10 protein-coding genes are annotated in these 12,305 nt (G+C 45.6%); 2 read left to right on the forward strand and 8 right to left on the reverse strand.

What is annotated here, in order from left to right; translation table 11 throughout:
• Nucleotides 1-13: 13 nt before the first annotated feature.
• The 4 genes from IEV39_RS14160 to IEV39_RS14175 form a co-directional block, all read right to left on the reverse strand.
• Nucleotides 14-475 carry a hypothetical protein gene (locus tag IEV39_RS14160; protein WP_005283563.1) on the reverse strand — a complete coding sequence of 154 codons (462 nt, stop codon included), beginning with the start codon at nt 473-475 and terminating at the stop codon, nt 14-16.
• 86 nt (nt 476-561) lie between these two features.
• Nucleotides 562-1,326 (reverse strand): ADPR responsive transcriptional repressor NtrR, encoded by a 765-nt coding sequence (gene ntrR, locus IEV39_RS14165; protein ID WP_005283567.1) that lies wholly within the window; start codon nt 1,324-1,326, stop codon nt 562-564.
• A 358-nt stretch (nt 1,327-1,684) separates the two neighbouring features.
• Nucleotides 1,685-3,172 (reverse strand): nicotinate phosphoribosyltransferase, encoded by a 1,488-nt coding sequence (locus tag IEV39_RS14170; RefSeq protein WP_005283570.1) that lies wholly within the window; start codon nt 3,170-3,172, stop codon nt 1,685-1,687.
• A gap of 25 nt (nt 3,173-3,197) precedes the next feature.
• Nucleotides 3,198-4,076, reverse strand: a complete 879-nt coding sequence (locus tag IEV39_RS14175) for a phosphoribosyltransferase family protein (RefSeq protein WP_005283573.1) — start codon at nt 4,074-4,076, stop codon at nt 3,198-3,200.
• 355 nt (nt 4,077-4,431) lie between these two features.
• On the opposite strand from IEV39_RS14175, the gene IEV39_RS14180 reads away from it, so the two are divergent.
• Entirely contained in the window at nt 4,432-5,607 is a 1,176-nt protein-coding gene (locus IEV39_RS14180; RefSeq protein WP_005283576.1) for a zinc-binding dehydrogenase, read from the forward strand.
• 70 nt (nt 5,608-5,677) lie between these two features.
• Here the strand turns inward: IEV39_RS14180 and IEV39_RS14185 are convergent, their stop codons facing one another.
• From IEV39_RS14185 to betI, 4 genes are all read right to left on the reverse strand, one after another.
• A complete protein-coding gene (locus IEV39_RS14185) occupies nt 5,678-6,460 on the reverse strand; it encodes a TorF family putative porin (RefSeq protein WP_005283579.1) in 783 nt (260 codons plus the stop codon).
• Nucleotides 6,461-6,527: 67 nt separating this feature from the next.
• The gene (gene betA, locus IEV39_RS14190) at nt 6,528-8,222 is read right to left on the reverse strand and encodes a choline dehydrogenase (protein ID WP_005283581.1); all 1,695 of its coding nucleotides are present in this window, start codon (nt 8,220-8,222) and stop codon (nt 6,528-6,530) included.
• A 90-nt stretch (nt 8,223-8,312) separates the two neighbouring features.
• Nucleotides 8,313-9,785: a betaine-aldehyde dehydrogenase gene (gene betB, locus IEV39_RS14195; RefSeq protein WP_005283583.1), complete on the reverse strand. Its 1,473-nt coding sequence runs from the start codon at nt 9,783-9,785 to the stop codon at nt 8,313-8,315.
• Complete coding sequence (gene betI / locus IEV39_RS14200; protein ID WP_005228886.1) at nt 9,778-10,404, reverse strand: transcriptional regulator BetI; 627 nt, start codon at nt 10,402-10,404, stop codon at nt 9,778-9,780. Before betI ends, betB begins: the two co-directional genes overlap by 8 nt.
• A gap of 264 nt (nt 10,405-10,668) precedes the next feature.
• On the opposite strand from betI, the gene IEV39_RS14205 reads away from it, so the two are divergent.
• Complete coding sequence (locus IEV39_RS14205) at nt 10,669-12,279, forward strand: BCCT family transporter (protein WP_005228887.1); 1,611 nt, start codon at nt 10,669-10,671, stop codon at nt 12,277-12,279.
• The last annotated feature ends 26 nt before the right edge of the window (nt 12,280-12,305 follow it).

Below are 12,305 nucleotides of genomic sequence, written 5' to 3' on the forward strand. Positions count from 1 at the left end.
CTCTTTTCTTTTTTTATTTCATGAGTGTTCTGATACAAGCCGCAAGAGCGGGGCGATTTTCGATTGAATACGTGTTTTGGCAAGTAATGACATCATTTGCAATACTGGAAAAATGAATAGCGGCTTTGCCTTCTCCTTTCTCATTAGCACAGCTTTGAGCACGAAAAGCATAATAAGATAGCGCCGCTACATTCGGGTATTCAAATAGGTCGTTTAAGTTCTCTTGAACTACTTGCGTTAGCCGTAAATGATTTAAGGTGCCTTGCGGGAGGTGAGCAGTCACTTGTTCTTTTGTCAAACCCTTATCTCGAAGCATTGCAATAAAAATTGCTGAGGTTGATTCTGGTTTACATAACTCAACGAGATGGAGAGCATATTCTTTGGGGTCTGGAAATGACCAATTGGGTATTTCTGCGTTAGCAGTAAAGCAAAAAGAGAAGATGCCTAATGGTATTACAGCTATATAGTTTTTCATTTATATGGAGAACTCTTATTTTAAGATGAAGTTAACATTGTTCAAAATTACCAGCAAGATAAAGCTATATTTAAAATTTCAGTAATCTATATCTCTTCTATACTTGGATTTCTTGGTGTTTCCAGCATCCGTGGAAACGTAAAATGATAATGCTCGAGTGCATAACGGAAAAGTTGAGCAGGGCGCTTGCCGACAATTTTTTGCTGGCCGGTCTCTTCAACTGCACCAGCCTCTTGCATGCGCCGTCTAAAGGATTTTTTTTCTAAAGTATGCCCTAAAATAATTTCATAAATATTCTGTAATTCGGTCAAGGTAAATACTTCTGGCATCAAGCTGACCGGCAGCGTGGTATATCGGGTTTTATTGCAAAGACGCTCAAATGCCAGCTGCAGTAACTGTTTGTGATCAAAGGCCAAATCCAGCTGTAATGCCTGATCGATTGAAAGCCATTGACTGTGTTCTGCAGTGCTGTTGGCTTGAATTGCAAATTTTTCAAAATCAATCAGAGCGAAATATAAAGCAGTGATGGACCAGCCGCGTGGATCACGATGTTGATTGCCAATGGTTTCAACCTGTTCCAGATAGGGCGATTGAATTCCTGTTTTTTCCAGTAGTTTACGATGTGCTGTTGCCATTAAATCCGGATCAGTTTTTAAATCAACAAAACCGCCGGGAAGGGCCCATTTACCTTTTTCAGGGAAGTTGGAGCGCTGGATCATTAATACCTGTAATTGACCTTTTGCCACAGAAAAAATTGCCATATCGACTGTAAACAGCGGGGTGTCATAGTCGGTTTTTTGATAGTGGGCAAGGTATTCTTGTTCGGAGGTATGGATAGTTTCCTTACTCATAGAAATATTAAGAAATCGGAATAAAGTAATATCATAGCGGAGTCTTATTGGGTTCTCATCATATTTTAGGATAAGCCACTACGTCTTGCACTTCACTAAAGCTTTAATCGCTTTAGTTTGTTCAGGCTCGACCTACGTTTGTTTTGGCAAAAGTAGTAGGCAAAACCTGAGGTACGAGATAGCAAAGATTGATAATCTTTGCCGTACCGCAAGGCGAAAGCTTTGCTTAAGCGCTTAACTATTCATTTCATTTATCTTGCACTGCGCCAAAGCTTTAGTCGCTTTGGCTTGTTCAGGTTGCGGATAACTTTTCCGAGTATCTAATCACTGGATGTGTTTTAATCATAGAGAGTTCTGCTTAGACCAATCTTTCCCGAATCTGATCAAGCGAGCATTCTCTTAACAATTGGCCATTTTCAAATACCGTTTGCAGTGCACCCATGTTCTCCTGTTCAAAGTTTTGCTGATCAAAGAGCTCAAAACCATTCTCAGTCTGTTCAACCCGTAATAAGCCCTTGGCTGATTTTTTAACACCAGAGTCGGTCACTGGGTCTTTGAACAGTTCACGACCGACACCGTTAACCTGACCCCAAGTGGCTTTGACGGCAAAACCAAAGCTATCGCGAGTCAAATAGTTATAGGTGTAGCTACCGATGCCAAATACCAGATTATTTGAAGCAAAGCCTTTGGCTTGCAAACCTTTTAGGATATTTTGGGCACGCTCCAGGGTAATTGAGTCACCATAGATTAAGCCAACACGTTCGTTAAGGACTTTATAGCCTTGCGCTGTTTTGGTACCGCCAAAAATTTCCCATAGACATTGCACTGCACCTTTATAAGCCGGACTATCTCGCTCTGCCTCAGGATCACCGCAGATAATTTTCACTGGATCACCTGAGTCAGGACGGAACACCACTTTGGCGAGTCCGAGGGTATTCGGTTTACGCTGCAAAATCTCTGTCTTTAGTTCCACACTAAATTCAGTAATCACACGCCAGAAATCCCAAGTATCTGAAACGATACTGACTACACCGGCAGGATAAAGCTCACAGATCAGACGTCTAAAGGTCTCAATTTCACTTTCTTCACTGCCCATACACATCACACTGTGTTCTGTAGCCGGTACTGAAACGCCTACGATACCTGTGGCATTGTAGTACTCTTCGGCATAGTCAATCGAAGCGACCGAGTCTGTCCCGATAAAACTGGTCAAGTGACCCACACCTGACTGGGCTGCATCATAGATCCCACTCATGCCACGGCTACTAAAATCATGGCCTTGAACCGGAACAAAGTCTAAAGGTGCACCCGTCTTTTCTGCATATTGGGTCAACAAGCGTTTGTATTCATAGGCAATGCTGGCCGTGGTACAGCTTTTCCATAGCTCGGCACTGAGCACGGTTTCAATATAATTGGTTAACCAGAAGAAATTCGGGTCCGTATTGATAATGGTTAATACCGGCACCTTGATATTGACCCGGCTGCCTTCTGGCAAGGCTTTAATTTTTAAAGGTAAATAGCCGAGATCGTGCAAGGCCTCGATGTGCTTGACCGGCACTGCGCCTTCACCTAAGGCATTGTCCATACGGCGTTGATAGGCTGCGACGACTTTGGCTTTGGGTTGATTGAAGAAGCCTTCGTTCCAGGTTTCAATCAGAAAGTGTTTGATAAAGCCTTGCAGACCAAAAAATACAATCTTGTCATCAAAATCAGGCAGCATTTTGGCTAAACGTGATGAACGTGGGGTAAAGTTGGCATAGACGTATTCAGTTCCCACTGGATACTGACGACGGTGATCTGCTTTATAGAAATCAATTGCATTGAGCGGGTTAATTTTAATACTCATTGTTATCGGCCTCTTGCTTTAAATCTTAATTTTGAAAATTGATGATGTTGAGTTTGCTTGCTTCTGCTTGTGGCAGGCTATTGCTGGTAAAGACCTGATCGACCAAGCCATCAAATACCGCGAGACCTTTGCTAAAAATGCCATGCGTGACATACAAAATAATGTTTTGACAATTTAGGCTGCGGAGTTGCTTGGCAATCCCGATAAAAGTGGCACCGCCGTCACAAATATCATCGGTGATCACGGCTGTTTTTCCTGTCAAATCAGGGCTATCCACCGCAGTTGTGCTAATTTTTCCAGTGCTTGGATCGCGTTTTTTTTCACAGTGAATCACTTCAATGGCGTGTTGGCGTTGCGGATTGATACCGTTGGCAATGGCTTGAGTGCGTTGTGTTGCGCCTGCATCAGGGCAGATCAATACCGTATTGTCAGCGCTTAAAATCTGCATCAAGGCAGGGCTTTGCTGGATAATCTCAATCGGTTCGATATTGATCACCGCTTGGAAGCGGGTATTTTTGCGTAACAACTCAAGGGTCACTGGGCTATGACAATCCCACACCACAATTTTCTGACGCTGTCCTGCAAATTTTTCACTATTGCTATTCAATAATCTGGTCATTAAATCTAGTGAGAAGGCCTGACCTTGTGCACAGATACGGTCTTGACGTGCATAAGGAAAATAAGGAATTTCCACCGAAAGGCCAGTACCTTGTTGCAGCAACACATTTTCCAGTAATAGATAATCCATCACATCGGTACTGTTCTGTAGTGAGGCTCTGATCCGGGTATTGGCCTGTAATTGGTTTAACAACTCAGCTTGTAGTTGAATATGACGTTCACCACCTGAAAACTGCAAAAACTCGATGGGAACATTGGCTTGAGCTGTCGTAAGTTGAATCGCCATTTTTAGCTTCTCTTTTATAGTGGCTTAAAGCCAGTAAATATATATTGGCATAATGACACTATTAAATGCAAGGCTTAAATTTGATCGTTTTAATAAAAATAGGGAAGTTATTTAGAAAACTAGATTTATCTACTTGAAGTTAAAAGAGAATAATTTTTAAACTTTTTTTAATCATTGGGACTATTCTAAAATGGGCCAGCTGCTGACTTTATTACTGCGATATATTGATGTTTAGGCCATAGTTTTTGACAATTACCCTTGTCAGGATTGAGTCATGTATTGTTTGCTTGTCATTGCAATAGATTAAAGTGCTAAAAGCGAACAATGGGAATAAAACAAAAAAGGAAAGCATCCGATGAAATCTCTGATTTGTCATAACGCTGAGTTAAAACTGGAAGACAGTCTTCAATTGGTTCCTGCAAAGGGACAAGTCTTACTTGAAGTGATCCGTTGCGGGATTTGTGGTTCAGATTTACACATGCAGCATCACTGTGATCACATGCATGATCTGGCTGCGCGCGTCGGTTTTAATGGAGTAGCAAAGTCCTCGGATAAACTAGTGTTTGGTCATGAGTTCTGTGGCAAAGTTTTAGACTATGGCCCAAAAACACGACGTAAATTGAAAGCAGATACGCTGGTTTGTGCCATGCCTTTATTAAATGTCGATCCGCAAGGTTATATGCCGACTGGGCTGTCACCGAGTGCTTCAGGGGGATATGCCGAGCAGGTACTGGTGCAATCCAGTTTGATGTTTGCCGTACCAAATGGTCTGGACGCGGATCGTGCTGCCTTGACTGAGCCGATGGCCGTTGCCTTACATGCGGTACGTCGCAGTCGAATCAAGAAAAATGAGCCTGCCATTGTGATCGGTTGTGGTCCTGTGGGTCTGGGGGTAATTCTTATGCTCAAGGCGGCAGGTGTTAAAACCGTGGTTGCCAGTGACTTCTCGCCGAACCGCCGTCGTCTGGCTGAGCAATGCGGTGCGGATATCTTGATTGATCCTCAACAGCAATCGCCATTTAGTAACTGGAAAGAGCTTGGCTTATTAGGCAATGTCTCCGAAGCGATTAATATGGGTATGGGGATTTTTGACAAGGTTCAGACTTACTCACTACCTTGGGTCAATGCCATGCGCGTTGGCGATAAACTCGGCGTATTACCGAAACGTCCGGTGATATTTGAATGCGTGGGTGTGGCTGGGATCATGCAGCAGATTCTGGAGGGTGCACCGCTGTTCTCACGGATTATCGGCGTGGGTGTCTGCATGCAAAGCGACAAGATTGAACCTGCATTGGCGATTAATAAGGAACTGGAAATCCAGTATGTGCTGGGCTATACCCCGCTGGAATTCCGTGACACCCTGCATATGATTGCGGAAGGTAAGGTCGATTGTTCACCGTTGATCACCGGTGTCGTAGGGCTGGAAGGGGTGAGCCATGCCTTTGAAGCCTTACGTGATCCAGAGCAACATGCCAAAATTCTGATTGATCCAAAACGGGCGGGTTCAGGTATTGAACTGATCAAGTCTTAATAGGGAAAATGAGAAAAGCCGCTGTCAATGTAGCGGCTTTTTGATTGAGCTTTGATTGATACTGACCTGATTAAAAGGTTTTGGTCAGTGAGAATGTCACGGTGGAATCAATCGGATTGGAGACTTTGGCATTGGGATTGCCATTGCTATATTGCTGATAAAAACCGTCTTTATCCCAGGCTTTGCTATAGGTCAGGCTGCCGGAAAGGTTATAGGGCAATTCTTTGTTCACTGCAAAACTGGCATCCTGAAAGTTGGCTGCCGAGAAGTTTTTGATGCGCTGATTGCCGTAATGGGCATTCACTGACCAGCCTTGAGTAATCGGTTGATACCAGTTTACATCCAGATAACCTGAGCCACGTGAGTGCTTATTATTTCCTATGCCCAGCGTATCTGAATTATTGCCAAAATAATCCTGTGTATAGGTAATCGCATATTTAACGCTGAGCGGCCCGTAACTAATTTCAGGAATGATTTCTCCATAATCAAAGCGGGTGTTGCCTGTGTCAGCCGTGGTTTTTGCGCCTGGATAATAGTAATAGGCGACTTTAGTGCCGACGGTAAAATCCCCGATCGTACGGCTATAACCCGTGTACACGTCCCATTCAACTGATGCATCTCGAATAAAACGATCACTTACCGTCGATGCCCAGGTGCCTGCATAAAAACCGCTGTCATGGTTGTAGTCCAGTCCCCCTTGCAAGGCAGCTTTACCCCAGGTTTGCTGGAAACCACGTGAGACGTATTGGCTGGCAGCGGTGAGATTGGCAGAGTAAGGTGAGGTGGGTTCAGTGGCGTGGGTGCTTTGAAAATAAAAAGCCAAGGGTGCAATTACAAACAACGTTTTTTTCATCATTTCTCCCTGAATGAAGTGAAACCCGAAGCCGAAGCCCCGGGTATCCCCTAGAGGAATTTCCTTTTTATTGTATTGGACGTAACGGCGCTTGGCGTGCCGGGGTTGTACCCGCTTTGTAATAACCCGCCTCTGAACGCGGCAGCTTTTTGCCACGAATCTGATCGGCAATTTTTTCTGCGATCATGATGGTGGTGGCATTCAGGTTACCGGTAATGATCAATGGCATGATGGACGCATCGACCACACGTAAGCCTTGTACGCCGTGAACGCGACCTTGACCATCGACCACCGCCATCTCATCTTCACCCATTTTACAGCTACATGATGGATGGAACGCGGTCTCGGCATGGGTACGCACGAACTCATCCAGCTCGGCATCGGTCTGGATATGTTTACCCGGGCTGATTTCTTCACCGCGATATGGATCAAGCGCTGGTTGCGCCATAATTTCACGGGTGATACGGATCGCATCACGGAACTCACGCCAGTCCTGTTCGGTTGACATATAGTTGAACAGGATACTTGGATGTTCAAACGGATCTTTTGATTTCAATTTGACCCGACCACGCGAAGGTGAACGCATTGAACCAACATGCGCCTGGAAGCCGTGTTCTTTCACCGCATTACTACCGTTGTAGTTAATCGCCACAGGCAAGAAGTGGTACTGGATATTTGGCCAGTCAAATTCTTCCGAGCTACGGATAAAGCCGCCTGCCTCGAACTGGTTGCTTGCACCAACGCCGGTACCGTTGAATAACCATTCGGCACCAATCATAGGCTGGTTGTACCATTGCAGGGCAGGGTAAAGTGAAACCGGTTGCTTACATTGGTATTGCAAATACATTTCCAGATGGTCTTGCAGGTTTTCACCGACACCCGGTAGATCATGTACGACATCAATATCCATCGATTTCAGGAAAGTGCTTTCACCCACGCCTGAACGTTGCAGGATTTGTGGTGAAGCAATCGCACCGGCACACAGCAAGACTTCACGCTTGGCCTGAGCCTGTTTCATATTGGCTTGGTCTGCACCAATAATATATTCCACACCCACAGCCTGCTTTTGATTAAACAGGATACGGTTGGTGGTGGCATGCGTAATGATGGTTAAGTTTGGACGACCTTTAGCCAGATCCAGATAACCACGCGCGGTACTTGAACGACGACCATTTGGTGTTACGGTACGGTCCATTGGACCGAAGCCTTCCTGTTGATAGCCATTTAAGTCATCGGTACGTGGATAACCCGCTTGAACGCCTGCTTCAACCATGGCATGGAACAGTACGTTGTTGCCATTTTTAGGCGTTGCCACTGAAACGGGACCATCACCGCCGTGATAATCATTGGCACCAATATCGCGGGTTTCAGCTTTTCTGTAATACGGTAAGCAGTCTGCATAGGTCCAGTCTTCCAGACCTTTCATGGTTGCCCACTGGTCCAGATCCATGGCATTACCACGGATATAGCACATCCCGTTAATCAGGGAAGAACCGCCTAAACCTTTACCACGACCACATTCCATACGGCGATTGTTCATGTGTGGTTCAGGATCGGTTTCATAAGCCCAGTTATAGCGACGGCCTTGTAATGGGAAGGCCAACGCGGCTGGCATTTGAGTACGGAAATCTAAACGGTAGTCTGGGCCACCGGCTTCCAACAGTAAAACAGACACATCTTTGTCTTCAGTCAGACGTGTTGCAAGTACATTTCCGGCAGATCCTGCGCCAATGATAATGTAGTCATATGCTTGAGTATTCATCTTTATCCCTTTTGTATTCTGGAGAGCGCCAGTGCCATCAGCTGATGGCAGGGCACATAGGATTAATCTTGAGGGGGAAGGGTGAACGCATTAGAAAATGCTTTGATATTCACCTAACTCAACTTGAATCGATTTGATACGGGTGTAATGACCCAATGTGGTTAAGCCATTTTCACGGCCCACGCCTGATTGCTTATAGCCACCGACCGGCATTTCCGCAGGGGATTCACCCCAGGTATTGATCCAGCAGATGCCGGCTTCAAGCTGGTGAATAATGCGATGTGCCTTAGTAATGTCTTGAGTCACCACACCTGCTGCCAGACCGAAATCTGTGGCATTGGCACGACGAATCACTTCTTCCTCAGTGTCATAGCTAAGAATGCTCATCACCGGACCAAAGATTTCTTCCTGCACAATTGCCATATCATCTCGGCAATCACTGAAAACGGTTGGTAATACATAGGCGCCTTTGGCCAGATCACCTTCAGTAGCACGGCCACCACCGATCAGCACTTTCGCACCTTGCTGCTTGCCAGACTCGATGAATGACAATACTTTTTCCATATGCGGGAAGCTGGTGAGTGGACCAAAATTGGTTTGCTCAGCCATTGGATCACCGATACGAATACGTTTTACACGCTCCACAATCGCTGCTTCAAAATCAGCCAGCATGGCTTTTGGTACAAATACGCGCGTACCGTTGGTACAGACCTGACCCGAACTAAAGAAGTTGGCCATCACTGCAATATCCGCAGCGCGATCAAGGTTGGCATCATTACAAATAACCAGCGGAGATTTACCACCAAGCTCCATGGTCACTTCTTTCAAAGTTGAACCCGCAGCACTTGCCATCACTTTCTTGCCGGTTTCGACGCCGCCCGTAAACGAGATTTTTTCAATCACCGGATGTTCAGTCAGCCATTGGCCGATGTCACGCCCCGCACCTTGCACCACGTTAAACACGCCGTCTGGCACGCCCGCTTCAGTATAGATTTCAGCAAGTTTGAATGCAGTCAGTGGTGTGGTTTCGCTTGGTTTGAAAATCATGGCATTTCCCGCAGCCAGGGCAGGGGCAGATTTCCACATTGCGATTTGAATTGGATAGTTCCAGGCACCGATCCCAGCCACTACACCGAGGGGTTCGCGACGGGTATAGAAGAAGCTTGATTCACGCAGGGGAACCTGTTCGCCCTGAATGGCGGTTGCAAGGCCAGCATAGTATTCAAGTACATCGGCACCGGTCACGATATCGACAGTTGATGTTTCGCTGTAGGCTTTACCGGTATCGAGGGTTTCGAGCTGGGCAAGCTCATCGTTACGTTCACGTAAGATATCAACTGCACGACGCAGGATACGAGAACGCTCCATTGCGGTCATGGCAGCCCAGATTTTCTGGCCTTGTTGTGCGCTTTGAACAGCCGCTTCAATGTCTTGTTGTGAGGCTTGTTGAAGTGTTGCGATCACTTCACCGTTGGCAGGGTTAATACTGGTAAATGTTTTACCACTGGTCGCTGCGACATAACGTCCGTGGATATACAATTGATGAACTTGTGCATCACTCATTCTGTTTCTCCTGCAAAGGCTTGTTCGCAAATTGCAATTGCGTTTTTACATAATCGTAAGCAATGGAACGGGCCAGCTGGCTGTCAAACTCATCATGACTGCTTAAACTGCCACGTAACCATAATCCGTCAATCAAAGCCGCCAGTCCGCGGGCGGCAATGCTTGCCTGCTGTTTATCATCGACCAACATGAGGAAATAATGTTTCAGGTTGGAATACAGGCGTTGATCGTTAATTCGTTGTAAACGTCCAAGTTCGGGAAGGTGCATACTGGCAGACCAGAAGTCTAACCAGACCCGCATGGCTTGTTTGTTGACCTGACTGATATCAAAGTTGGAATCAATAATCGCCTTGATCTGGCTTTCTGGATGTGGATCTGCTTCTGTTTTATATTGGTCAGTTTTCTGACGCAAAACGTTAAGCATTTCCTGCATACAGGTATTAATTAATCCCTGTTTGTCACCAAAATAGTGACTCACAATACCGGTTGATAGCTCGGCCTTTTTTGCAATCTGTGCAATGGTGGTATTGGATAACCCCACTTCAGAAATCACATAAAATGCGGCGTTAATGATTTCTTCACGTCGCACATGTTCCGGTTTTACTCTACGCTTTGTCATGCTTATCCATTTAAAGCCCTGCCAAGGTGCTTTTTATTCAACATTTCTCAATGTAGAGCATCATAACATTTTTTTATCATACTTTTTATTGATTGAACGTTCAATCAATAAAAAGTATAATCTGTAAAAATCAATGAATTTTTGCTAGGCAAGAATAGAACTAAAGTAATAAATGAAGGCTTCTTATGGATAAGCAGATAAGGGCTCAACAGAACTTATCTTGTTATTTTTTAAGAAAGTACACCAATTGCAAGGAGCAAGAACATGGTGTCAAAAAGTAATGAAGGATCCGCATCCGAACCGATACGTTTAAATTTGTTTGTTTTTTGGAGCTCCGCAATCAGTATTGGCATTTTTGGCCTGTTGTTTGTGCTGTTTCCTGAGCAAAGCCAGTTCTGGCTGACCTATGTCCAAGGACAGGCCAACCAGCTATTCGGCTGGTATTACATGCTGGTCATTATTCTGTGTCTCGGTTTTGTGGCCTGGCTGGCATTTTCGCGGGTCGGACAGATTCCATTAGGGCGCGATGACGACAAACCCGAGTTCGGTTATCTGGCCTGGGTGTCGATGCTGTTTTCAGCCGGAATCGGGATTGCCTTGCTCTATTACGGTGTGGCTGAACCGGTGGATCACTTTTTGCGCCCCCCAGAAGGGACCGGCGGTACAGTACAGGCGGCACGCGATGCCATGATGTATAGCTTCCTGCATTGGGGCATACATGGCTGGGTGCTATATGCCTTGCTCGGTGTAACGCTGGGTTATTTTGCTTTCCGTCTGGATTTGCCGCTGGCATTACGTTCTGCACTGTATCCGATATTTGGTGAGCGTATTTATGGACTGGTCGGTGATTTTGTCGATGGTTTCGGCATATTGGCGACAGTCATTTCCCTGGTCACCAACCTCGGCATTGGTGCCTTGGTGCTGGTATCAGGGCTGCACTATCTGCTCCCAGACATTCCCAATAACAATACAACATTGATTGCTGTGGTGTTATTGATGATGTTTGTGGCGACCATTACCACGGTGGTCGGTATTGAAAAAGGTCTGGCCTGGCTGTCACGTATCAATCTGCGTCTGCTGTATGCCTTATTGTTATTCGTCTTCCTCACCGGCCCAACCAATCATTTACTCAATGGTCTGGTGCAGAACACCGGGGATTACCTCGATCATTTTATTGCCAAAAGTTTTGATATGTATCTCTACAATGGCAAGGCAAGTGAGTGGCAGGGTGCATGGACGGTGTTTTACTGGGCATGGTGGATTGCCTGGGCGCCATTTGTCGGTATGTTTATTGCCCGTATTTCTAAGGGCCGTACCATTCGTGAAGTGGTGCTGGGCGTGTGTCTGGTGCCGCTGGGCTTTACGCTGGCCTGGATCTCGATTTTTGGAAATACCGCAATTGACCTGATTTTAAACCAGAAGCAACAGGCGCTCGGTGATATGGTACTGACCGATGCCGCTTTATCGCTATTCAAGCTTCTCGAATATTTACCATTCAACCCCTATATTGCTGGCATTGTTGTGGTGATTTGTTTCGTATTGTTTTTGACCCCGGTGGGTTCTGGTACACTCATGATCGCAAATCTGTCCTCGAAAGGGGGTAGCAATGAAAGTGATTCGCCAATTTGGTTAAGAGTTTTCTGGTCGGTGGTGATTACCATTGTCAGTATCGGGCTGCTTTTAGCAGGGAGTTTCCACTCCATGCAAAGCGCGGTGGTACTCTGTGGTTTGCCATTTTCCGTTATTATTTTGCTGTATATGTTTGGGTTGGCCAAAGCCCTGAAGCAGGACGCTTTTCGCCCTCAACCACCGCAAACAATAGCACCAGTAACTCCACCATCACATTTTGCAACTGAAAAATCAGAAACATTGTAATTTGGGTAATGACTTTTATTTTTCAT

Source organism: Acinetobacter courvalinii (genome assembly GCF_014635545.1).
In the GTDB taxonomy this organism is placed as follows: Bacteria; Pseudomonadota; Gammaproteobacteria; order Pseudomonadales; family Moraxellaceae; genus Acinetobacter; species Acinetobacter courvalinii.